Annotated in this window: 26 protein-coding genes and 1 riboswitch; of the genes, 13 read left to right on the forward strand and 13 right to left on the reverse strand. The window is 41.5% G+C overall.

Annotated features, from left to right (window positions below):
- Window positions 1–50 precede the first annotated feature (50 nt).
- On the reverse strand, window positions 51–896 hold the full coding sequence (locus GSQ74_RS02715) for a dienelactone hydrolase family protein (RefSeq protein WP_158989787.1): 846 nt from the start codon (window positions 894–896) through the stop codon (window positions 51–53).
- A 143-nt stretch (window positions 897–1,039) separates the two neighbouring features.
- On the opposite strand from GSQ74_RS02715, the gene modA reads away from it, so the two are divergent.
- Genes modA through GSQ74_RS02730 form a run of 3 tightly spaced genes read left to right on the forward strand, consistent with a single transcriptional unit; the run spans window position 1,040 to window position 3,105 of the window.
- Window positions 1,040–1,810, forward strand: a complete 771-nt coding sequence (modA, locus tag GSQ74_RS02720) for a molybdate ABC transporter substrate-binding protein (RefSeq protein WP_158989789.1) — start codon at window positions 1,040–1,042, stop codon at window positions 1,808–1,810.
- The gene (gene modB / locus GSQ74_RS02725) at window positions 1,811–2,482 is read left to right on the forward strand and encodes a molybdate ABC transporter permease subunit (protein ID WP_158989791.1); all 672 of its coding nucleotides are present in this window, start codon (window positions 1,811–1,813) and stop codon (window positions 2,480–2,482) included.
- Window positions 2,479–3,105, forward strand: coding sequence for an ATP-binding cassette domain-containing protein (locus GSQ74_RS02730; protein WP_158989793.1), 627 nt, complete (start codon window positions 2,479–2,481; stop codon window positions 3,103–3,105). The genes modB and GSQ74_RS02730 overlap by 4 nt, the downstream gene beginning before the upstream one ends.
- Before the next feature lie 110 nt (window positions 3,106–3,215).
- Here the strand turns inward: GSQ74_RS02730 and GSQ74_RS02735 are convergent, their stop codons facing one another.
- From GSQ74_RS02735 to GSQ74_RS02770, 8 genes are all read right to left on the reverse strand, one after another.
- Window positions 3,216–3,797 carry a peroxiredoxin gene (locus GSQ74_RS02735; protein WP_158989795.1) on the reverse strand — a complete coding sequence of 194 codons (582 nt, stop codon included), beginning with the start codon at window positions 3,795–3,797 and terminating at the stop codon, window positions 3,216–3,218.
- A gap of 52 nt (window positions 3,798–3,849) precedes the next feature.
- The gene (locus GSQ74_RS02740) at window positions 3,850–4,359 is read right to left on the reverse strand and encodes a hypothetical protein (protein WP_158989797.1); all 510 of its coding nucleotides are present in this window, start codon (window positions 4,357–4,359) and stop codon (window positions 3,850–3,852) included.
- A gap of 91 nt (window positions 4,360–4,450) precedes the next feature.
- A complete protein-coding gene (locus GSQ74_RS02745) occupies window positions 4,451–4,678 on the reverse strand; it encodes a hypothetical protein (RefSeq protein ID WP_158989799.1) in 228 nt (75 codons plus the stop codon).
- Window positions 4,679–4,741: 63 nt separating this feature from the next.
- Window positions 4,742–5,017 carry a hypothetical protein gene (locus GSQ74_RS02750; protein WP_158989801.1) on the reverse strand — a complete coding sequence of 92 codons (276 nt, stop codon included), beginning with the start codon at window positions 5,015–5,017 and terminating at the stop codon, window positions 4,742–4,744.
- Window positions 5,018–5,027: 10 nt separating this feature from the next.
- On the reverse strand, window positions 5,028–5,597 hold the full coding sequence (locus tag GSQ74_RS02755) for a sigma-70 family RNA polymerase sigma factor (RefSeq protein ID WP_158989803.1): 570 nt from the start codon (window positions 5,595–5,597) through the stop codon (window positions 5,028–5,030).
- Between the two features lie 197 nt (window positions 5,598–5,794).
- Window positions 5,795–6,589: a dienelactone hydrolase family protein gene (locus tag GSQ74_RS02760; RefSeq protein WP_174236899.1), complete on the reverse strand. Its 795-nt coding sequence runs from the start codon at window positions 6,587–6,589 to the stop codon at window positions 5,795–5,797.
- Window positions 6,590–6,692: 103 nt separating this feature from the next.
- Entirely contained in the window at window positions 6,693–7,649 is a 957-nt protein-coding gene (locus GSQ74_RS02765; protein WP_158989805.1) for a rhodanese-related sulfurtransferase, read from the reverse strand.
- 154 nt (window positions 7,650–7,803) lie between these two features.
- Window positions 7,804–10,305, reverse strand: coding sequence for a DUF5686 and carboxypeptidase regulatory-like domain-containing protein (locus GSQ74_RS02770; protein WP_158989807.1), 2,502 nt, complete (start codon window positions 10,303–10,305; stop codon window positions 7,804–7,806).
- A 129-nt stretch (window positions 10,306–10,434) separates the two neighbouring features.
- Between GSQ74_RS02770 and kbl the strand changes: the two genes are divergently transcribed.
- From kbl to GSQ74_RS02795, 5 genes are all read left to right on the forward strand, one after another.
- Window positions 10,435–11,625: a glycine C-acetyltransferase gene (gene kbl / locus GSQ74_RS02775; RefSeq protein WP_158989810.1), complete on the forward strand. Its 1,191-nt coding sequence runs from the start codon at window positions 10,435–10,437 to the stop codon at window positions 11,623–11,625.
- Window positions 11,626–11,756: 131 nt separating this feature from the next.
- Window positions 11,757–12,791 (forward strand): phenylalanine--tRNA ligase subunit alpha, encoded by a 1,035-nt coding sequence (pheS, locus tag GSQ74_RS02780; protein WP_174236900.1) that lies wholly within the window; start codon window positions 11,757–11,759, stop codon window positions 12,789–12,791.
- Complete coding sequence (locus GSQ74_RS02785) at window positions 12,788–13,201, forward strand: hypothetical protein (protein WP_158989812.1); 414 nt, start codon at window positions 12,788–12,790, stop codon at window positions 13,199–13,201. The genes pheS and GSQ74_RS02785 overlap by 4 nt, the downstream gene beginning before the upstream one ends.
- A gap of 3 nt (window positions 13,202–13,204) precedes the next feature.
- Complete coding sequence (locus GSQ74_RS02790; protein WP_158989814.1) at window positions 13,205–13,786, forward strand: TetR/AcrR family transcriptional regulator; 582 nt, start codon at window positions 13,205–13,207, stop codon at window positions 13,784–13,786.
- A 257-nt stretch (window positions 13,787–14,043) separates the two neighbouring features.
- Window positions 14,044–15,054, forward strand: a complete 1,011-nt coding sequence (locus GSQ74_RS02795) for a hypothetical protein (protein WP_158989816.1) — start codon at window positions 14,044–14,046, stop codon at window positions 15,052–15,054.
- 126 nt (window positions 15,055–15,180) lie between these two features.
- Here the strand turns inward: GSQ74_RS02795 and GSQ74_RS02800 are convergent, their stop codons facing one another.
- Window positions 15,181–16,038, reverse strand: a complete 858-nt coding sequence (locus GSQ74_RS02800) for an AraC family transcriptional regulator (protein WP_158989818.1) — start codon at window positions 16,036–16,038, stop codon at window positions 15,181–15,183.
- Window positions 16,039–16,133: 95 nt separating this feature from the next.
- Between GSQ74_RS02800 and GSQ74_RS02805 the strand changes: the two genes are divergently transcribed.
- Window positions 16,134–16,508, forward strand: coding sequence for a hypothetical protein (locus tag GSQ74_RS02805; protein WP_158989820.1), 375 nt, complete (start codon window positions 16,134–16,136; stop codon window positions 16,506–16,508).
- A 62-nt stretch (window positions 16,509–16,570) separates the two neighbouring features.
- On the opposite strand, the gene GSQ74_RS02810 is transcribed toward GSQ74_RS02805, so the two are convergent.
- Entirely contained in the window at window positions 16,571–16,945 is a 375-nt protein-coding gene (locus GSQ74_RS02810; protein ID WP_158989822.1) for a two-component system response regulator, read from the reverse strand.
- 490 nt (window positions 16,946–17,435) lie between these two features.
- Window positions 17,436–17,630: riboswitch (cobalamin riboswitch) on the forward strand.
- Window positions 17,631–17,936: 306 nt separating this feature from the next.
- Between GSQ74_RS02810 and GSQ74_RS02815 the strand changes: the two genes are divergently transcribed.
- Window positions 17,937–18,323 carry an acyl-CoA thioesterase gene (locus GSQ74_RS02815; RefSeq protein WP_158989824.1) on the forward strand — a complete coding sequence of 129 codons (387 nt, stop codon included), beginning with the start codon at window positions 17,937–17,939 and terminating at the stop codon, window positions 18,321–18,323.
- Between the two features lie 531 nt (window positions 18,324–18,854).
- Here GSQ74_RS02815 and GSQ74_RS02820 read toward each other — a convergent pair.
- Window positions 18,855–19,658, reverse strand: a complete 804-nt coding sequence (locus tag GSQ74_RS02820) for a hypothetical protein (RefSeq protein ID WP_158989826.1) — start codon at window positions 19,656–19,658, stop codon at window positions 18,855–18,857.
- A 711-nt stretch (window positions 19,659–20,369) separates the two neighbouring features.
- Between GSQ74_RS02820 and GSQ74_RS22845 the strand changes: the two genes are divergently transcribed.
- The 3 genes from GSQ74_RS22845 to GSQ74_RS02830 all read left to right on the forward strand — a co-directional run bounded on the left by GSQ74_RS22845 (window position 20,370) and on the right by GSQ74_RS02830 (window position 22,372).
- A complete protein-coding gene (locus GSQ74_RS22845) occupies window positions 20,370–20,501 on the forward strand; it encodes a hypothetical protein (RefSeq protein WP_256366252.1) in 132 nt (43 codons plus the stop codon).
- Between the two features lie 102 nt (window positions 20,502–20,603).
- On the forward strand, window positions 20,604–21,209 hold the full coding sequence (locus tag GSQ74_RS02825) for a TetR/AcrR family transcriptional regulator (RefSeq protein WP_158989828.1): 606 nt from the start codon (window positions 20,604–20,606) through the stop codon (window positions 21,207–21,209).
- Between the two features lie 5 nt (window positions 21,210–21,214).
- Window positions 21,215–22,372, forward strand: coding sequence for an NAD(P)/FAD-dependent oxidoreductase (locus GSQ74_RS02830; protein WP_158989830.1), 1,158 nt, complete (start codon window positions 21,215–21,217; stop codon window positions 22,370–22,372).
- Here GSQ74_RS02830 and GSQ74_RS02835 read toward each other — a convergent pair.
- Window positions 22,358–23,254, reverse strand: a complete 897-nt coding sequence (locus tag GSQ74_RS02835; protein WP_158989832.1) for an AraC family transcriptional regulator — start codon at window positions 23,252–23,254, stop codon at window positions 22,358–22,360. The two genes, GSQ74_RS02830 and GSQ74_RS02835, sit on opposite strands and share 15 nt — an antisense overlap.
- Window positions 23,255–23,311: the final 57 nt, after the last annotated feature.

The raw sequence follows: 23,311 nt of genomic DNA on the forward strand, positions 1-23,311 counted from the left end.
GTTCATGACTGGAAACTACTTCCACTATGAACTATGAACCATCAACTAAATTATTTAAGTCGCACCTTATAAAAAGCAATGGTATTTTCATACGCATCGGCTGCGGCGGTGCTATTGGCAGTTGGGCTGCTTGGATTGGCAAAACCATGACCGGCATCGTACTGGTGCAGATATAATTTTTTACCGGCTGCTTTCATATCGGCAGCAAATTTGGCTACTACTTTCGGATTGATCCACGCATCCTGATTACCAAAATTACCCAATACATCGGTATGCAGTGTTTTAAGTTTGTTTACATCCTGCTCGGGCATGCCATAAAACATTACACAAGCCACGGCCTGGTTACCAGCTAATAAGGTGGCTTGTAAGCTCCATCCACCACCAAAGCACCAACCTAAAGTGGCAATATGTGCTTTAGGCCCAACGTAAGCGATAACACCTTTTATAATCGCAATAGCACGATCATCCCTTACTGCCTGCATTAATTTGGCGGCTTCAGTGCGATCTGCGGTAACTTTGCCATCGTATAGATCAAGGTCGATGATGTTTACGTTGCCCAAATCGTTGTATATATCTTCAGATTCCTTCTTCACAAAATCATTCAAACCAAAAAACTCATGAACTACTAAAATATAATTATTGGTAGGTGTTTTTGCTTTAAACTCATACGCATCGGCCGTTTTGCCATCGGGAGTACTATAAGTTATAGCTTTGCCTATACTGCTTTGAAAATGTATTGTTTTTGGAGTCGGGTGCGACATCACAAACCTTTTATCATTTGCCAGCATAGCAAATTGTTTTGTGGCCGATGGTTTACTGCAGCATGCCATATTACTTTGGCCAAATGCTATGGCACTACTACAAATAATAAACGCGAAGAGGATGAGTTTTTTCATGGGTTTTGTTGATTAGCTTATTTACAATGTTAGAACAATTTTGTTTTGATGATGGTTATTAATCTATGTTAACACAAAGCTAAATACTTTCCTAAATACAACGCTTAGTATTTATATTAGCATTAATTTACAATACCTATAAAATGAATATTTTAACGAAATTAAAATTACATATACGGCTTGCTTTGGTAGTTAGTTGCCTGTTAATTACGGTCTCATCATTTGCGCAAACTTTAAAGGTTGCCGCGGCTGCTAACCTGCAATCAGTAATAAAAGTATTAGGGGCTGATTTTACCAAAAGAACAGGTGTTATTGTTGAGCCCATTGTAGGTTCATCGGGCAACTTAACCACCCAGATAAGTAACGGCGCCCCCTTTGATGTTTTTTTATCTGCCGATATGGATTTCCCGCAGAAATTATACACTAGTGGATTTGCCTCTAAAAAGCCTGTTGTTTACGCAAAAGGGAGTTTAATTATTTGCAGTAATAAGGATATTGAGTTTGATAACTGGGAACGCATGCTACTTACCCCGGCCATTAAAAAGGTAGCTATTGCCAACCCGACAATCGCGCCATACGGCAAAGCCGCCACTGAAACATTAAAGTTAAAAGGTATTTTGAGCGAGATACAAAGCAAAATCGTTATAGGTGAAAGTATATCGCAGGTGAACACTTATATCACCACAGGTTCGGTTGATGTTGGTTTTACTACCCAGGCTTTGGTAAAGGATATTGAAGGCAAGCAAAAAATTTATTGGAGAGCAATCGACCCAAAAACCTACTCGCCTATTGAACAGGGAATTGTGGTATTAAAACATGGCGAGGCCAACCCTAACGCCGAGAAATTTTATCAGTTTATTTTGAGTGCTGATGCCAAACGCACATTTAAGGAATATGGCTATATTGTAGAGTAAATGGATTTAACCCCAATTTGGCTCACACTAAAGCTGGCATGCATTACTACGCTAATTTTGCTTGCTATTTGCCTGCCGCTGGCGTGGTGGTTATCCAAAGGACGCTCGTTCTTCAAGATCATTATCGAGGCTATTATAACCATGCCTTTGGTTTTGCCGCCATCGGTATTGGGGTTTTATTTGTTGCTGGCGTTTAGTCCGCAGCATGGGGTGGGCAAATGGTTGCATGACACATTTGACCTGCAGTTTGTATTCTCTTTCCAGGGATTGGTGCTGGCATCTGTTATTTACAGCATGCCGTTTATGATGGGGCCTATAAAATCAGCATTACAGCAACTACCGGCATCATTATCACAAGCATCCTACACCCTGGGTAAAAGCGAACGCGAAACTTTTCTCCGGGTACTGCTGCCTAATATAAAACCATCATTATTCACGGCGATGGTGCTCACATTCGCGCACACATTAGGCGAATTTGGTGTGGTGCTGATGATCGGTGGAAACATCCCAAATGTTACACGGGTAGCATCCATTGCGGTTTATGATTCGGTAGAGAATATGGATTATTCGGCGGCCAATACGTACTCGCTTATCTTATTTTGCATTACTTTTATTTTAGTGATCGGTGTATTCATCTTCAACAAAACACAAGCTAAAAGTCCGCTGGAATGATCATCATCAACATTGAAAAAAAACTGAAGGCCTACAGCGGGCAGCAATGGTTAAAGGTAAACCGGGAGTTTGCTAATGGCAGTATCATCAAAATTCACGGACCATCCGGCGCGGGAAAAACAACGCTTTTGAAAATCATTGCTGGACTGGTAACTCCCGAAAAAGGTATTATTAAAGTTGATGGCATTACCTGGTTGGACGCATCCACCAAAACAACGCTATCGCCGCAAAAAAGAATGGTTGGTTTTGTATTTCAAAACTATGCGCTGTTCCCAAACATGACGGTGCGCGAGCATTTGGAATATGCCACAAAGGATGTAGAATGGATCGATCGCTTGTTAAAGATTGGTAAATTAGAAACGCTAACCACGCATAAACCAGAACACCTATCCGGCGGGCAACAGCAGCGTTTAGCCATCCTGCGTGCGTTGGCTATCAAACCTAAATTATTGTTGATGGATGAACCTTTCTCAGCACTCGATCATGAGATGAAAATGGTTCTGATTAGCGAGCTAAAGGTTTTATTTACGGAATTAGGATTGACTGTTTTGATTGTAACTCATAATCCTCAGGAGTTGGAGGGGTTGTGCGATGGGGAGTTGGACATAGATACGGAGCGATAACTTTTCTAATTGTCATTGCGAGGAACGAAGCAATCGCACATAAGCAGAACCGCTCTGTATTGTTTGCGATTGCTTCGCTGCGCTCAGAATGACAATTTGGGTTTCGGAATTTAATTCAACGCTTCCAACAAATCACTAACCGGTGGGCGTTTAGTATAATCTTTATCAACGTGAGCGTAAATAATTTTGCCCGAGCGATCAATTATATAAGTTGCCGGTACTGGCAAAACGTGATCTGTATTACCATTATTCTTTTCCAGATCGACCCCATAATTTTTTAGTTTGGCCAGCATGGCGCCATCAACCACATAATTAACCTGGTAAGCTTTCATAATGGTATAGTTCTTGTCTTGAATGATAGAGAACGAGGCGTGCGTTTTATCAATTGTTTTGTTGATATTCTCACCTGTTTCAGGAGTAACACCAATAACATAAGCACCTTTTGCCGTTAATAGCTGCAATGAATCTTGCAAATGGCTAATCTGTTTGTTACAATACGGGCACCATTGTCCGCGATAAAAAAACAGCACCACGGCTTTATGCTTTTTTAATAATGCTTTAAGATTAAGGGCTTTCCCCGTGTTATCAACCGCTGTAAATGCAGGGGCAGTTTCACCTTTTTTTAAACCTGTTTGGGCTACTGCGTTTAAACAGAGAAATGTAGTAACAGCAATTAGTAATATTTTTTTCATAAAGATTTTTATTACTTAGTCGGATATAACTTTGTACCCTTACAGATTAAGTTTACTCCGCGATACTCACCACAATTTTATCCAGATTATGCAAGTACCTTCTTCCGGTTTTATAATCGAGCATGGACACCATTTGGATACTGCTGGTTAGCTGATCGGCTTTTATACCATTCTTCTCCATCACAATATATACGTTATCCCCTATTTCGGTATTGAACAACTCATTCCACGAATAAACAACTTTATAGCCATCGGCTCCCACGCAGGTAAAATACATGCTACTGAATAAATGCGGCGTAAGCAACCATTGCGAATGGTTCAGAATATCTTTCAGTAAAACTCCTTTTAGTTGATCATCCTGGTGTTTAAAAGCCCCGGTATGATCAGTAACTTTAATATTCCCAATGGTTTTTAGCGGATAGCTGTTCAAAGAATCCATTGTAATAATAGATCCTACTTTAACCTTGCCGACTATAGCAAACTCATGGGTCTGGGTATTGGTTTGTTGTGCAAACGTTGCAGTAGAGCTGCATAACAAGAATAAAACAAGTAATTTTTTCATACGTGATGTGGATTGCAATCAGGGAGATGATCACAAATATAAAATAAAGAGGGGGAATTAATCCACCCTCTTCATCTTTAAACAACAACCCTTACATTTTCGACATTTTTGAGCTATCCTTACTCATTTTGCTCATCTTGTCCATTTTTTTAGCTTTCATTTTCGAAGGCTTGCTCATTTTGCTCATCTTACTCATTTTGCCAGTATCGCTAGCAGCAACTGTATGTACTGCCGATGCGTTAGCATTGATAGTTAAACAAAGTGATAAAATTGCCATAGCGGCTACTGATAATAATGATTTTTTTACGTTGATTTTCATGTGTGTTTTTATTTTGATATTCACACATTTAGTCGGCCTCAACTTACGAACCTTACAGTTTATTTAATTTTTATTTAGTTCGATCTCGATACGCTCCTGCAATTCCTTTTTAAAGCTATCGTCTAATTTAACTTCACCCGGCATCGAGCTTTTAAAAAGCTGGCGAACCATATCATTTATAATACGGCTTTGTTTGCCATATATACGGCAAACCGAGCAGCCCATCAGGTGTATGCGCAGTTCTATATGCTCGCGAAAAGTAATACGACTCAACATTTTCTTTTCGATTAGAAATGTGGCCTTCTTACAATTGTACTGTATCTTTTTTAACTGGCTCATAGCTTAAAATTTATTCCCAATTCCGTTGAAGGCACGCCCGCAGATTAAGCTTGGTACGATGAATAATTACCCAAAAATTTGATGGGGTAACCTTTAATTCCGAACATATCAGTGTGGTATCAGCATCATCTATATGTTTCATGGTGAAAACCGCCATCCATAACGCCGGTAGCTTTTGTAAACACATTTGCAGTATGCTATTAAACTCCTTATTGCCCAGGTGATCCACATCTTCTATTCCGAAAATCTGTGGTGCATGTGCTGATCGCCAATGGCCATCAGCTTGATCAAAAAAATCTTCCTGTTCATGCTCTGCTACCTCAGTTTCTTTCCTTAACCCTGAAGACTTTTTGCGATAAACGTCGATTATCTTATTTTTCAGGATGGCGGTTAACCAGGTACGCTCGGAACTTTTGCCTTCAAATCGGTCTACTTTTTCTAAGGCCGCTAAAAAGGTTTCCTGCACCAGATCTTTAGCCTGTTCTTCGTCAGCAATTCGTTTTATGGTATAGGCATACAAGTAATCGGCATGCGATTTTACCCAGGTATGCGGATCTAATTGATTGCTTTCGGCGCTCATTTAATTTTAATCATAATGTTTTGATACTGCTTGGTCGGCAAACGGATCAAAACCTTACAAAGATTAAGTAAAAAAAACGGGAATATTTTGTTTATACTGTCATTCTGAGCACAGCGAAGAATCTGTAAAGTAGTTTACACCGTACAGATTCTTCGCTCCGCTCAGAATGACAAGGATGTTTGAGAATTAAAAATCTATTATTTACTATGCGAAAACAACCAAGGCAATAATTGTGGCTCGGCAAAAGCATCGTCCCAGCTATCGTGGTCATCGTTAGGATATAGGGTAAACTTAGGCTGGCCACCGGCGGCTTTAATAGCCTCAACCATAACAATGGAGTGATCAGCCGAAACTGTTTTATCCTTTTCACCATGGAATATCCACAACGGTACTTTTTTAGCATATTTTTTCGCGTTCAGGGTATTATCTCCGCCGCAAATGGCGAAGGCCGCCGCAAATACATTAGGCTCGCGACCGATGATCTCGAATGTACCCATACCGCCCATAGAGAGGCCACCAACGTATACTTGGTGTTTATTTACAAAAGGTTTTTCTAAAAACTCATCAACCATTCCCATCAGTGCTGCCATGGCTTTGGTTGGTTTGGCATCAGTTGGGAAAATGAATTTATTGCCATTAGTATCTGCCTTAAAAATCACATCCGACCAAAAACCATTAGCCGGGCATTGCGGAAACACCACAATTGCCGGGAACTGCTCACGAACATCAGCCTTTAAAAACAAATCGCTGCCATGTGCCAACTGGGCCTGGTTATCGTTACCGCGCTCACCCGAACCATGCAGAACAATAATCAGCGGGTATTTTTTTGCCGGATCAAATCCTTCTGGAAATAAGATACGATAAGGTAAAGTATCGCCTTTAGCGGTATATATGCCACGCTCATAATTTGGTTTGCTTAACTGTGCTTTAGAGAAAAATGGCAAAGCAAAAAGCATAATAACAAGAAGTGTGGCGCTGATATTTTTGTGCATACAAATAAGTTTAATTAAGGCAATGATCTTTATAGAGCCGAATACTTTAACGCCGGCGAGCAAAAGATGTTTTTTTAATTACCGTAAATATAAAATTATATGCTTAATCCTGTAGTTTCAATTCCTTTTTAGCCACATTTACCGGCTGCGGAACTTTTACATAATAACCGGTACCATCATACACACGCTTACGCGGATGGCTTTGGCACTCATCACTACAGCAACCTTCCATTTTTGTACCGCATTCATCGCATTGGGTAAAATGCTCGTTGCACTCGGGGTTGGCACAGTTAATCATTTTATCGGTAGTAGCACCGCAGTTATAGCATTTAGATATGGTCACCGGGTTAACGCTATTTACATCAACCGATAAACGGTTGTCAAATACATAGCATTTACCTTCAAAATCCTTACCGCCTGCTTCTTTACCGTATTTTATGATGCCACCATGTAATTGGTATACATCTTTAAACCCTTCGTGCAATAACAGGGCCGATGCTTTTTCGCACTTGATGCCACCGGTGCAATAGGTTAATATTTTTTTGTCTTTATACTGAGCCAGCTCATTGATCATCGCCGGAAAATCGCGGAAATTTTCAATATCCAGGGTTATGGCGTTGCTGAATTTACCTAAATTATGTTCGTAGTTTGAGCGTACATCCAGCACAATAACATCATCCCGGTTTTTCATCTCCATAAACTCTTTCGGGTCAAGGTGCTTGCCTGTTTTTGTTTTTGGGTCGATGATCTCAGGATTTCTCAAACCTGAATGCACAATCTCGGATTTATAACGCACATGCATTTTTACAAATGATGGCGTTTCTACCTCATCAACCTTAAAATCGATGTTAGCAAAACGAGGATCTGCATGAAGCGTCTCCATGTATTGCTCACAGCTATCAGCAGGGCCTGATACGGTACCATTAAGGCCTTCTTCGGCCACAATAATACGCCCGGTTAAACCCAGAGATTTACAAAATTTTAAATGATCGGTAGCAAATTGCTCCGCATCCGCTATTGTTGAATAACAATAATAGAGTAGTGTTTTATACTTTGTCATAATCCATTGATGCCGCTGCAAACGGTGTTAAATGAAGTGCAAAGATAATATTTTGATTTGTGATTTCGGACTTTCGATTTCGAATTTGTGCAGCTACTAACTTAGGACAAGCGAATTACAATTCTAAAATCGTAAATCTAAAATCCGAAATCATTTACCTTATACCATAAAATATCCTAATCCCCTGTATGTATTTCTGGCTCCCTTCGTAAGATACGCCGTAATCAATCCGGAAGATCAATCGCTGTAAGCCTACATAAAACTCGGAGTAATTCAGTTGGCCTTTTTCGGTTAAATAGTTGGCACCCACAATTTCTTCCAGTTTGAGCTTACGCAGGAATGGTATATTATTTAATAACACTCCCGAGAAGTTATGCTGGTAATGCGCTTCTATAAATGCATTATCAGTACTAAAAGTATAAAAAGGCAGGAAATGGAAACTACCGACATAGGTAGGATCGAAAGTGGTACCCTGGTTACCTAAAAAGTGATTATAATCAGGGAAATAAATTTTGCTATTATTAAAGAAATCTCCGGCAGTTACCGAGAATGATGAATAACCAAACACCCCTATCGGGATTGCGCTTTGGGCGATGTTTAATGATCCGAAGCTATAATCAACATCAGACCCTAACAGGTTATTTATACCCTGGCGATAGCTTACCGTAACAACCGGGTATTTTGATGGTAAGTTAATTTTTTGTGTAGGCGTGGTAATATACTGCTGATCAAACGATAACCTGAACGAGGTGAAAAATGTAAGCGCCTGGTTCTCGGGGAACAATACGGAGCGGTCGTCCGCCGGGGCATCCGGAACGCCGGGAATATCTGATTTCAGCGGGTTGTTTGAGGTATATTGCCTGTTGCTAAAAGTTTCGATGTGGTTATATGAGGTATTATATAATTGGGTACGGTCAGCATAACTTAAACTGGTTGTCCACAAAACACCATTGGCAAGTTCGCGCTGGTAACCAAAGTTACCATACTTCGATTTATAATATTTAACGTAGTTACGCTCGCTTAATAGCGTACTTAAAGTATTAAAATACAGCGACCGCGTACCCACATTATTCAAATCCAAAATATCGCTGCCAAAACCACCAAAAAACTTGGCGTTATGGAACGGGTCGTAATTATAATCGCCATTAATATTAGCGGTAAACATTTTATTGGAAAAGCCATAGCGAACATTAGGCGTGGCATCCCATGATTGAAAATCATTGAGTTTGTGGGAGTATTTAGCTTCAAGATTTAATCCATATCCTTCAACTGTGTTATAAAAGAATGTTTGAATAAAGGGGTACAGGTAAACAGAATCACGACCGCTTTTATAGGTAGAGCTGTGCCCAAATACGATGTATGGCAGAATCAACAACCTGTTATTGGAATGCTGGGCAGAATCGAGATAAGCCTTCGATCGTTTAAGTCTGCTTACACTGTCTTTTTTATAATAATCCCTTTGCTCCTGCCAGGTTAAGGGAATAGGACGCTTGGATGCCCAATATGCTGAATCTTTTGTATTTGACGCAGTATCATATTTTAATATCTCCCCTGTAAAGTAGCGATCCGGAAAATTAGGTTTTAGGTTATAGTTATTATAAATAGCATCATAATATCCCCCAAATTTAAACCCTAATACTTTGCCCGAGAAGGTATATTGTGCCGATACGGGCTGCCAAACGCTATCTGTTATGGGTATGTATTGCTGACTAACCTCCAGCGTATCAATAAAACTAAGGCCATTATCTTTATTAGTCAGCATCAAATCAACACTATAAATACGCCAGTCGCCCTCCAGAATATAAATATTGCCTTTAAATGTAGCTGAATGATCCAGCCTTGGCGCAACCTGTATCTTATCAATCACGCGCCCATTTTCATTAGTGGTACCAACCAGTTTATACTTGTAATATTTAAATCCGTTGTAAGCCACCGGCGATACAAATCCATGGTCGCTTACGCCGTTTAGGTAAAATATATTTTTGTAAAAATTAACCTGCAGATCTGATGCTTTATTAAAGCCGAATGTTGGGTTTAAGCCAACTGTTTTAGTCGCTATAGTAACTTCCTTTATTCTATTTGGTTGCTGAAAGTTGAAGTTTGAAATAGATTCTGTTTGAAATAAAATCCCCCTGCCAAGCGAATCCAGATCGAGCGTGTTACGCACCTGCCTGCCCATAAAGGCCTTTGGCGCGCCCAATAGGCGTTGCACACCTTTAACATAAGCCGCTACAGAATATTCCTGAACTTCGTTTAAGTAATATTCGCGTTTGGCTATTACCCGGCGCATAATATCATTCGCGGCAGTATCTGTTTTAAGGCGCTTGCCTTGTACAACCACTGTCTTCAGGTTAAAAATCTCATCTTCCAACTGCACGTTATGTGCCATATTGCGGTTGACGATAGTTACGCTTTCAACCCGTTCCTTATATCCTACAAAACGATAAATAACATGATACGTACCCGGATTTAACTTAAACTGATAGCTGCCGCTCTCATTAGCGGTTGTGCCATAAGTAGTGTTGCGTATATAAACCGAAGTAAAAGATATGGGGTGGTTTTGAGCATCGGTTACTCTGCCCGAAAGTATATATTGTTGAGCTGATGCCTTAAAAGTAAGCAGTGTTATAAAAACAAATAGTAGTTTTTTCTTCATGGTAGTCCCTCATAAAATGGATTTACCGCTATAAATGTTTGATTAAGCGTGTAATATATTTTTTAAGATGAATTTAAACTGGCGTTTTGCGGGTTTATGCTTAATTTTGCACTCTTTGATAAATTTATTATGTACAACACCTTAAAACCCGTTTTGCAGCAGGAACTTGCCGAGATTGAAAAAGCCGGGCTATACAAACGCGAACGCATTATTACCTCGCCGCAAGGCGCTGATATTACCGTGCAAGGCGGCAAAGAAGTAATAAACTTTTGCGCCAACAATTACCTGGGCCTGTCATCAAACCCCGAAGTTATTGAGGCTGCTAAAGCTGTGATGGACACGCATGGGTACGGACTATCGTCTGTACGTTTTATTTGCGGCACGCAGGATATACATAAAGAACTGGAACAAAAGATAGCTGAATTTTTAGGCACCGAAGATACCATACTTTACGCCGCGGCATTTGATGCTAACGGCGGTGTTTTTGAACCTTTATTCAACGATCAGGATGCTATCATATCTGATGAGTTGAACCACGCATCCATCATTGATGGGGTACGTTTATGCAAAGCCCAACGCCAGCGTTATAAACACGATGACATGGCTGATCTGGAAGTTAAACTACAGGAAACAGCCTCTTGCCGCCACCGCATCATCGTTACCGATGGTGCATTCAGCATGGATGGAACCATTGCCCAGCTGGATAAAATTTGTGAGCTGGCCGAAAAATATAATGCGTTGGTGATGATAGATGAGAGCCATTGCTCAGGTTTTATGGGTAAAACTGGTCGCGGCACGCATGAGCATCATAACGTAATGGGTAAAATCGACATTATTACCGGCACTTTAGGTAAGGCCTTAGGCGGTGCATCAGGCGGTTTTACCTCGGGCCGAAAAGAAATTATTGATATGCTGCGCCAGCGTTCACGCCCGTACTTATTCTCTAATACACTTGCCCCTGCTATTACCGGCGCTTCCATAGCGGTGTTGAATATGTTGAGTAAAACCACAGATCTGCGTGATAAACTGGAAAAAAACACACTTTATTTCCGCAAAAAAATGACGGAAGTGGGCTTCGATATAAAACCGGGTGTACACCCCATTGTACCGGTTATGCTTTATGATGCTAAATTAGCCCAGGAATTTGCCGCTAAAATGCTTGATGAAGGTATTTACGTTATCGGTTTTTATTATCCGGTAGTACCACAAGGCAAGGCACGTATCCGCGTACAAATATCTGCCGCGCACGAACTGGAGCATCTGGATAAAGCTATTGCCGCATTCAGCAAAGTAGGTAAAGAATTAGGAGTGTTAAAATAATCCCTTATGTCATTGCGAGCGATAGCGTGGCAATCGCGAACTTTACATAACCATCTTGCGTACGTGCGATTGCTTCGTACCTCGCAATGACAATAGTTTAATAATTTATATAAATTGCTTGTTTTAAGATAATGCAAGAAAAAATAGACCAATATACCGCTGAGATCAACGCTTTTTCACCGGCTAATGCTGATGAGTTGGAAACCTTCCGTATCAAATTTTTAGGTACCAAAGGATTGATCAAAGATCTGTTCGAAGAATTTAAAATAGTCGGGCCTGAAGAGAAACGCATTTTCGGTAAAGTACTTAACCAGTTTAAACAACTGGCCGAAGCAAAATATAATGATCTGAAAGAAAATCTTACTTCTGAAGTGTCAACTTCGAAGTCAGAAGTCGACCTTACACTTCCCGGTGATGGTTTAAACCTTGGCTCTCGTCACCCGCTTACTTTGGTGCGTACCGAGATCATCGATATTTATAAAAGATTAGGTTTCGTAGTTGCCGAAGGCCCTGAAATTGAAGATGATTGGCATAACTTCTCTGCCCTTAATTTCCCTGAAGAACACCCCGCACGTGATATGCAGGATACCTTCTTCATTAAAAAGAATAGCGGTCAGGATGATATTGCGTTGCGCACGCATACCTCATCGGTACAGGTACGTATGATGGAGATGGGCAAGCCACCGTTCCGCGCTATTATGCCGGGCAGGGTTTACCGTAACGAGGCTATTTCAGCACGTGCACACTGCTTTTTTCACCAGGTAGAAGGTTTATATGTAGATGAAAATGTATCATTTGCCGATTTGAAACAGACACTATACCACTTTGTACAGGAGCTTTATGGCGAAGGCACCAAAGTACGCTTCAGGCCATCGTACTTCCCATTCACCGAACCATCGGCAGAAATGGATATTTCCTGCACCATTTGTAAAGGCGCAGGCTGTAATATGTGTAAGTACACCGGTTGGGTAGAGATTTTAGGCTGCGGCATGGTTGATCCTAATGTATTGGAAAACTGCGGGATAGACAGTAAGAAATTCACCGGCTTCGCTTTTGGCATGGGTATAGAAAGAATTGCCAACTTAAAATATGTTATACGTGATTTGCGTTTATTCTCTGAGAACGATGTTCGTTTCTTAAAACAATTCCAAACAGAGATAATATGAAGTTAATTTACGCATTTGCTACTATGGCCGTACTGTTTTCATCATGCGGTAAAAACTCCGACCCCATTCCAAATGTGGCCGTAAATTTTGAAGCCCCGTTAACAGATCCCCGCCTGGCGGGACTTACAGCCGGTGGCGGTGTAGTATTTTTGGCGAATTATGGTGTAGCTGGCATAATCCTGTATCATGAGCCCGATGGCAGCTATGCAGCTTATGACCGTTGCAGCAGTTATCAACCTGAAAAAAAATGCGCGGTAACACTTGACTCTGACCACTTAACGGTTACTGACCCATGCAGTGGATCAAAGTTTTCACTGGCCGATGGTAGCCCCGTTAAAGCTCCTGCTACGTATTCACTTAAATCATATTATGTAACTGTCGCTAATTATGAGATATTTGTATCAAACTGATGCATGGAAGCTGATAAAATAAAGGAAAGTATTAAACGGGCTGCTCAGGAGCTCTTCAGAAAGTTCGGTTACCATAAAACCAGCGTTAACGAGATAGCTAAGAAAGCCAAAATTGCCAAAGCCACTATTTACAAGTATTTTGATAGTAAAGAGGCTGTTCTGCACGCCCTATTAATGGACTATATCAAAGTAAGTGTTGACGATTTGATACACGTTAACACCGCCGACATGGGCGAAGAAGCGCAGCTTAACAACCTGATCATGAAGACCTGTCGCCTTTCCTACACCATCTGTAACGAATTCATCGGCTGGGATTTCATTCGTGAATCAACCAACTCGCAGGAGTTCCTTAAAAGATTATCAAACGAATTGGAGGACTTGTTGATCCATGCCTTTTCGCAGTTAAACGGCATCCGCAAGCACGAAGCTTACTTGCAAAAACTACGTTTTTTGGTTAAATGCAGCAAAAGCATCGTTTTCAGCTTCGCATTTACCTCAGTTAGCGATTCCGATATACGCAAAAACTTCGTATCCTTTCAAAAAGAGATACTCCCTTACCTGGTTAAAGCTGCCATCACTATTTAATAGTTGTACTGCACAGTAGTACTTGAGTTAGGTGTAGTGGCTGTCATCCTGCATAGTCGAAGGGTTAGCGCAGAGGCCCGCCCACATACTTCGACTACGCTCAGTATGCCCCCCCCTTTGATTTTTCCGAATATCTCCTATGATAAAAATACCCACCACAGGCTGAATCCAATAAATTCTCCCTGCTGACAAACCTCTGTCAGCACTATTACCAATTTAATTCCCGAAATTTGGAGGGTACCGAAACAATCACCGCAATGACAATATCACCCGCCGCCGTACACAAAAACATCTGGTTCGCTTTATTAAGCGCACTTTGTATCCTTGCAATCGGATTATTCCTCATGCACAAAGTCGCCCCGCTTCATCAGGACGCGGTAGCCAGCGGTTTCCTGTTCGATATGGTGATTACATTCCCGGTTGCATGGTATTTTTTGGTGATCCGTCCGCTTAAACTGCGTAAGTGGAGTATCTTATTGGTTATAACTTGTTGCTGCACGGTAGCCTATCTTATTCTGCCTGCCCATCAACGCCACTATATTTTGCAGCTACGCGAATTGATCGCCCTGCCCGAAGTTACCCTGCTCATCTACACCCTCAGCAAAATCAGGCATATCAGGCGCGAATACTGCCAGTTGCAAGCCACCCTGCCCGATGTAGCCTACAACCTGCCCCAAAGCATGGCCACCGTAATGGGCAATACCACCGCGATAAAAATAATCGCTTCTGAACTTACCATATTATGTTTCGGCCTCTTCTTCTGGAAGAAACAACCGGCCATAACCGCATCCCACCGCTTCAGCATCCACCGAGAAATTGCTTATGCCAGCCTTTTCGGGGTAATCATATCTGTTTGCGCTATTGAGCTGGTTGCCTTCCACCTGTTCTTATTACATTACAGCCACATCACCGCATTTATCGTAACCATCCTCAGCATATACGGCACCCTATTCCTCATCGGCGATTTCGCCGCCATCATCCAAAGCCCTGTGCTTATCCTGCAAGATCAAATATTACTCCGCACCGGCCTCCGCTGGCGTGCATTGGTCGATACCAGTAACATCGCCTCCACCCAAAAAGTAACCGACAGCTTTGAACCCGCCCCATCCTGCTTCAACGGCGGACTTATGAAAAACCGTGTAAACATCCTATTCACCTTCACCCAACCTATACAAATAGAGCGACTGTACCGTAAACCCATCACCACCACCCAAATAGTAATGACTATTGATGAGGCAGAAGAATTAATGGCGGTAATTAGGGCTTGAAATGATAAAAGAACGGGGCCGTCATGCAGCGTAGTCGAAGTATGAGCGCAAAGGCCTAACCGCCTAATTGAAGTAAATAAGATTTACGAAGTTTTAAAAACTTCGTAAATCTGACAGAGCTGTTGATTAAGTCGTTTCCGCCAATTTCAACACCCGTTTCCGTAAAACGGAAGGTCTTGATTTATGGTGCTTATTAAAGTAATTTGATAGGTGGCTTTCGTCAGTAAAGCCAAATTCGGCGGCTATTTGTTTCATATTAACCTGCCCGCTGTTTATTCGCTTTTCAATAAGCTTTGTACGGTAGTTGTTGATGTAATCGCGATAAGTGATCTCAAAGTTTCGTTTAAAATAACCGCTGAAATAATTTATGGATATATTAAAATGCTCCGCCACATGCCTGGCCTGGTATTTTTGCGGATCGTAAATATTTTCGTGCAGATATGAAATAAGCGCTTCCTTTTTTGGCAAACCATTATCAATGCGCTCGTCAAGTTTTAGGATAACCTCTTTTATCAACCCAAAAATCGATAGCAATTGCTGGTACACAAAAGGCGATGATGCTGGGTTTTTATATTTATTGTATAAAATAATATTGTCTATAGCGTTGTGCAATATTGTTTTATACGGCTCCTCAAACTCAAGTTTAATCTCTTTTAATAATTTTTGTCGCATCACCAGTTCGGGCACTATGGTAAAGGATTCGTTAAAAGATGTATGGCTCTGATGCTTAAAATAGCTATCCGTAAACTTGATCATAATGAACCGGGTAATTTCATTTATCCGGAAATGGTGCTGATCCTCCTGCGATATCACAAACAGATCACCAGCGCTATAAGGCATACTGATGTCATTAAGTACATGCACCCCATTGCCTGAATAGATGTACACCAGCTCATAATAAGTATGCGCGTGAACAGGCAGGTGATAAACCATCTCTTCAAAATCGCTGACTAGTAAGGTATCGTATTGCTTTAACCTGCTCATGCTATAAATATACAAGTTAATATCAAATTAGTACAAGTATAAGATTATCAATAAAACTGAACTTTGTATACGTTCACTCATCAATTTTATACCCCATGACCACATATTATTATCAGCCGTTACCCGATCTTCCCCAATCATTGCTAACCTATTTTACTCAGCAAGGTTACCCACTCTCACTTAAAAAAAAGTATATCATAGCGCAGATATTAGCTTTAAACACAGATACAGATATTGACCTGTTGTTATATAAAATAGGCGCTTATTGCAGCAGTATAAGCCGCTCAAGTGTTTACCTGGTATTACAATGGATGGTTGCCAATGATTTGGCAATAAAAACCGTTTATAACGATGATCTGAAAGTTTATTATAAAGCGAATACTGAAAAGTTAATCAGCATGCATTTACCCCCCTTGGTAGAGGTGGCCGATTTTGAGCCTCGCTCTCACTCCTTTGTAACGGGCGTTTAAAGGTTTATACCGATTAAGTATTTGTAATCAGCTAACAATATATATTTGCGCAAGCATTTCATTTAAACATTCACACTCTCGTCCAGGTATTTCTGTGTAAGATTTACCAATTCATCTATATCAAAAGGTTTAGCGAGGTAGGCATCAGCCAAACTGTAACGGGCCACATTAGCAATATTCAAATCCGCCGATATCATAATAATAGGGATCTTTTTAGTATGAGGATCTGTTTTAAGGGCAAGGCACAAGTCGCCGCCCAATTTTTTGTGTAACCAATGATCCAGAATAATAAGATCGGGGGCCAGCGCGTAAACTTCGCTGGTTTCAAGTGCTTCGGGGGCGCTCATCACGTGGATATTCATGCCTGACAATATCAGCTCAATCGTTTCCAAAATACCGGGATCATCTTCAATAATTAGCACCGTCTTTTTTATCATACTGTTATCATACTGTTAATCATTAATTAATAGACTAATTTCTGTGGAATTTATTGTACCACAGGCTCAGTAAACACAATTACCCCATAAATGTTTACCATAATATGTTATTATTATTTCGAATTTAATTAAAACGAAATAGTTGTTTTTATAACTAAATGCGTTAACTACAGCATTAGGGATTGTAAGCCTGCCTGCGATAGGCGGGGGTTAGCCCAATGTCATTAAGTTAAGGGGGCGCCAAGCATATAGCCCCCTCTAAATCTCCCCCGGAAGGGGAGACTTTAGCTTCGCCCGCGTTTGTTTTTTTAAGTCCTCCCTACCGGGGAGGATTTAGGTGGGGCTTAACTTAATGACATTGGGGGTTAGCCCGACGGAGGAGGGCCGCAGCGCAGCCCTGCAAAGCCCGGCCCGCTGGATAGTGGGAATGCCCCATAAAACTCATTCCTATTACTTATCTTTACACCCGATGTAAGTTGTTTACTTTATTTCTTCATCAACCGGTATAGGTTTTACTTAATTGTAGATTAATAGGGAATCGTGTGCAAATCACGAGCTGTCGCGCAACTGTAAGTAACACAAAAGGTTTTTGCCAATAATTGTCCACTGTCCGTTAACTAACGGATGGGAAGGGCGGCAAAAATGTTACAAAGTCAGGAGACCTGCCATATACTGAATTGACAATGCTTTCGCGGTATGAAGCTTTTGGTCAGGTTATGGTTTGTTTTTTATTGGGTACGAATAATTCCACGCACCCCCCACTCCATGCACCTCCCACTTTTTTCATCCACAGGCATTTTATTGAAGTTTAGCTAAAGGGCTTTTAACAGGTTTAATTTATTTAATCATTTAAAAAAATACTAACACAAAATTTGGGCTACCCGCGCATTATCAGTCACCAAAGAAATGCGTGCCGCTATTAGCGAAACCATCAGCTAAATAAACACCAACATGCAGGGATAATTCCTGCATGTTTTATTAAACTTGTATCATGACTTTAGAAGAAAGAATCAACGCATCCGAAACCCGCATTTTTAAAACCGTTTTCCCCAACACCACCAACCATTACGATACCCTGTTTGGCGGCGAAGCCATGCGCATGATGGATGAAGTTGCCTTTATTGCCGCCACACGCTTCAGCAGGCAGGTGATGGTTACCGTAAGCAGCGACAAGATCGACTTCAAGAAGCCCATCCCGGCAGGCACCTTTGTGGAGCTTGTGGCCCGTGTAACCCATGTAGGCAACACCAGCCTCAAGGTAACCGTAGAGATTTACATAGAGCAAATGTATGCCGAAGGCCGCGAACTCGCCGTACACGGCAGCTTCGCCCTGGTAGCTATCGATGAGCACAAAAAACCCGTAAAAATTATCAAATAAAGGCAAGTTCCCCTCTCGAGAGAGGCAGGGGGTGTGTTCTATAAGCGACCAAAAGCGCCCGTACTGTACCACGGCACATATGAAACACCTGGTACAATTGGTACACTTTTAGACCCAAAAACGTCCATAACAACCATAAAAAGGCCGTTTTTACTCGTCTATTTAAGCTATTTTTAGCCTAAAAACACTCGATTTAAGCCCTAAAAACATCAAAAAACACCCGTTTCACATCATTTTTTTGCCATTTTTCAACAAAATATCAGCTTTTAACCCCCAAAAGTTCATAAATTAAACACCATTGTCATTGCTGTAAGGAACGAAGCAATCTCTACAAAGGCAGAGCGAGTTTGCAGACTCCCCTGTACAGCATATAGATTGCTTCGTTCCTCGCAATAATTTTGATAAATGTTAACGCGGGGTGGCTGTCATACTGATTTCTCGAAGTATGCGGGCAGGCCTTTACGCTTATGCTTCGAGAAATCAGCATGACAACTCACTTTGTAGTATCGCAAATTCATCTAACCGCCACAGCTACTTACCACTAATCTTTAAAAAATCAGCCGATTGTCGCTTCTCAACCGGGATCTTGCAAAACGCTTTGTATGAAGATGACAGGTACAAGATCAAATTAAAACCGCTGCTGTTATAAGTCTTGAGGTCCGGGGTATAAAGTATAATGAAATTCCGAAGTTCCTGCCCTTTTATAGGCACATACTGCTGTATATTTTCATCGCTAAAGATCTTGGCGATCCTATCTTTTTCCGCTTCATCAATACCAATCTGCTGTTGCTTTAACTTTTTGTTTTGATAGCCTTTCGAGTCATTCAGCATAATTTTTATGCCACCTACATTATTTTTTACAGCGTCGTCAGTTTGGTATAGTACAGTTTTGCTATTAAGCGGCCCTGTAGTCTCCGGCAATGTAAGCTTACCTGTTTTAATTTCCGACTGCGTTACATCAACCTCGTTCAGGTTCCTGCTTCTCAAATTAAGGAATACATACAGGTAGTTTAGGTTGGCTATATACAGGGTATCATTATGATAAGCTGCTGCACTAAACAAAAGCAGATCGCTAATTTTTGCACCGATAACAAATATTCCGTTAGCATCAGAAACCGTTTTCTCCTGCGATCTTAAATTTTCTACTACAATACCGCCCAGGGCAATCCGGGTGTGGTTCTCAAATATCCGCCCGCCAAATTTATCCTGCGCATAAGCGCATTTACCAGCCAATCCAAATAATGTGATCAGCAGCAATAGTTTTAAGGTGTAAAATATTTTTATTTTCAATACTTTCAGGTTAGGGCTTAATCGCGAAACTATAGAACGGTTCACAATTCAATTTAATATTTATCATTATAATTTTAAGCATTAAAGCACCTTTAATAACTGAGCTTTGCTACCGCATACGTCCCGCTTGTGGTAAATATGCAAAGCAATTATAACGATGCAAAAAAAATCCCACAACCACAAGCGGGACGCTTGCGGTTGTGGGGATAGTAATGAAGGCTAGGTGACAGGGTTTAATATGTAAATTTTAATGCGATACAATCACTTTTTTCTCAATTACAGTGCTACCATAAATAATATGCACATAATACATATCCGAAGTTAACGTGCTGGTATCAAATTGAACCGTCGACCCATCTTTGGATTGGCCTTGACGTAATATCTTGCCTCGTTAGAGCCGGATTTTAGTGTTGTTATTTCCCCGATATACTCACCGTGTACGCCTGGGATTATGGCTAATTCTGAGTTGGTTAGCGGCCTATGCATTTCGATGGAGTGCTCTGGTTCTATAACATCCCGGTCGCCTATAATAATTAGTGCCGGGGCTTTAATAGATTCTAGTTTAACCAAAACTTGACTAACAAAGCAAGTAATCCTATATTTATACCTTAACCTTATTCAACAAACAAACGCATGAAAACTGACACCTACACCAAAATTATTTTAACCGTAATAGCCGTTAACCTGACTATTATTACACTCAAACCACTCATCAGCCCGTCTGTTGCCAATACGGCGGTAAATGATAAATAATCCATGAGCACACCATCATACGGATTGGTACCTCTTAATAAAGATGGCTCCATCAACGTAAAAATTAATCCCGGTGATCCTATTGACGTTACGCTAATAGGTATTAACAAAAAAGGTACGAGTGGGACGCGATAAAGACCAAGTCTGATAATTAAATTTCCTTCCCAAAAGCTTTCCCTAATAGGCACGACAGAAATATATTTTGTAAGTAAGCAAACGTTTACTTACTTTTGTATCATGCGCCCTAAAAACCTAATAAAAGAAGAAGCCATCCGCAGCATCGCCCTGCAAATCATAGCCGATGAAGGCCTGGAAAACCTTAGCATGCAAAAGCTGGCTAAGGCCGCAGGCATTTCGCCCCGTACCATTTATATTAAGTACGAGAACAAGGAAGACCTGTTGGTAAAGCTTTTTATTGAAGAAGTATTAGGCGCATACGAAAAAGCGATATTAAAGAATTTCGATCCCGCTGCGCCCTTCGCGGAAGGCGTGCAGAAACTTTGGTTAAACGGTTTTAATTATCTGATCAATAACCGCCATGCTTTCGCGCTGCTGCAACATGGCAAAGCATCGCCTTTATTAAATCGCGCCTTTCAGCAAAAGAATATTAAGGAAGGGGATTTTTTTGGGCCGATACACCAATTTTTAACGTTGAATGTAGAGGCTGGTATTATTAAAGATTTCCCGCAGGAAATACACCGGGCACTGTTATTTTCGCCAATACTCGATCTGGTTGCCGAGTATTTCGACTACCAAACCCGCCCCCAACAAATCATCACCCCCGAAACCATTTTAGCATGCTGCGAGGCAGTAACTCAAGGCATCCTCATACCTAAAAAATAAAAGCAATGAGCTCAATCAACAATAAAACAATAGCTATAGTAGGCGGCGGCCCTGGTGGTTTAACCCTTGCCCGCCTGCTGCAGATGAATGGTGCCAACGTAAAAGTGTACGACCGCGACCTCAACAAAGATGCCCGTGTACAAGGTGCCACGCTCGACCTGCACGAAGAATCAGGTTTACACGCATTACATCAAGCCGGGCTAATGGACGCCTTCAATGCCAACTACCGCCCCGGCGCGGATGCCCTGCGCATAGCCGATAAAGATGCCAATATTTTGTGGGATGATGATGCCACCCCACGCGAAGAAACCAACCGCCCAGAAATTGATCGTGGCCCACTCCGCAAAATCCTGCTCGAATCATTACAGCCCGATACGGTAGTTTGGGATAGCAATTTTGTATCGTTAACCCCAGAAGGCAATGGTTGGAAACTCCATTTTAAAAACGGGACTTCCGCCATTGCAGATATTGTAATTGGTGCCGATGGCGCGAACTCAAAAATCCGCCCTTATATCACCCCCATCAAAGCATTCTTTGCCGGGATGACCGCCATTGAAGGTGCGGTTTACAACGCAGAAGTAGCCAGTCCTAAAATTTATAAGCTGCTAAATGATGGCAAAATATTTGCCATGGGCGATTCTAAATCATTCATCGTAAGCTCCAAAGGTGATGGCAGCATGACCTTTTACCCGGGCTTTAATTCCACCGAAAACTGGAGCAAGAATAGCGGGATAGATTTTAACGATAAAGCGCAGGTATTAGCCTGGTTCAAACAGGAATTTACAGGATGGGATGAAGTATGGCAGGAAGTATTTGAAAACGCCGAACCCAAATTCATTCCCCGCCCCCAATACTGCATGCCGCTCGACCAAACCTGGGAAGCCCTACCAAATCTAACTATGCTGGGCGATGCCGCCCACCTGATGCCACCCTACGCCGGTGAAGGTGTGAACATGGCTATGTTGGATGCAGTAGAATTAGCAGAATGTTTATTGAACGATAGCTATACCGATACCAAATCAGCGATTGCCGCTTACGAAAAGCAAATGCGCAAAAGAGCATCCGAAATCGCGGCCATAACTTTAGAATCGACAGCCGCATTACATTCGCCGGGGGCGATCAATTACCTCATCAGCATAATTAGCGGGTCACAACCGGAATGAAGATGGCGTAGCGCTGGTTTGCTTTTTAAAGAAATGATTAAAGTGAGCGGGCTCATCAAACCCAAGGCAATTGCTGATCTCGGCAATGTTCCAGTTGGTATGCAGCAATAAAGCTTTGGCTTCGATCACTATCCGCTCAAAAATAAGCTCGGTAGTGGTTTTGCCGGTGGTAGCCCGGATGGCGCGGTTCAGGTGGTTCACATGCACACAAAGCTGCTCGGCATAATCCTTCGCCGAGCGCATTTTTAGCTGTTGCGAAGTTGATTCAATCGGGAACTGCCGCTCCAGCAAATCATTAAACACAGCGGTTATCCGTGCATTGGCATCAGCATATTGGTATAAACTTTCTGATGGTTGCATTTTTAGCGCGAAATGCACCATCTCCATAATATAACTGCGGATCAGGTCATACTTAAAAGGGTAATCGCTGGCAATCTCCGAGGTGATTTTTTTGAAGATCTCGGTGATCTGCTCATCCTGCACAGCACTCAAACTATAAGTCGCCTTCGCACCCGGCACAAACATAGGCAGGTGTTTAACCTGGCTACGGATATGGTCGCTGAAAAAGGCTTCCTTAAAAATACAGAAGTAACCTGTACTCTCTTCGTCAACCCGTTCAAATTTATAAGGCACCAACGGGTTAAAAAACATCAGTGTCGAACCCGACACTTCCACGCTCTTATCCATATAATGAAAAATATTTTCACCACGCAGCAGCGAAATCTTATAAAAATCGCGCCGTGCATATTTAGGCGTGACCCCGCTTTTGCGGGTATCGTCCATATTGAAAACATTAAAATGCCCCGTGTCCATATTCAGGTCGCAAGGCATTTTATCAAATTTATACTGATAAAATTCTTCGAGGGTTTCTGTGATTGCCATATTACTAAATTAAAACAATTTGGTGATAAATCCCTCTTTATCCCCATTGTCATTTCG

Source organism: Mucilaginibacter sp. L196, assembly GCF_009765905.1.
Lineage (GTDB): Bacteria > Bacteroidota > Bacteroidia > Sphingobacteriales > Sphingobacteriaceae > Mucilaginibacter.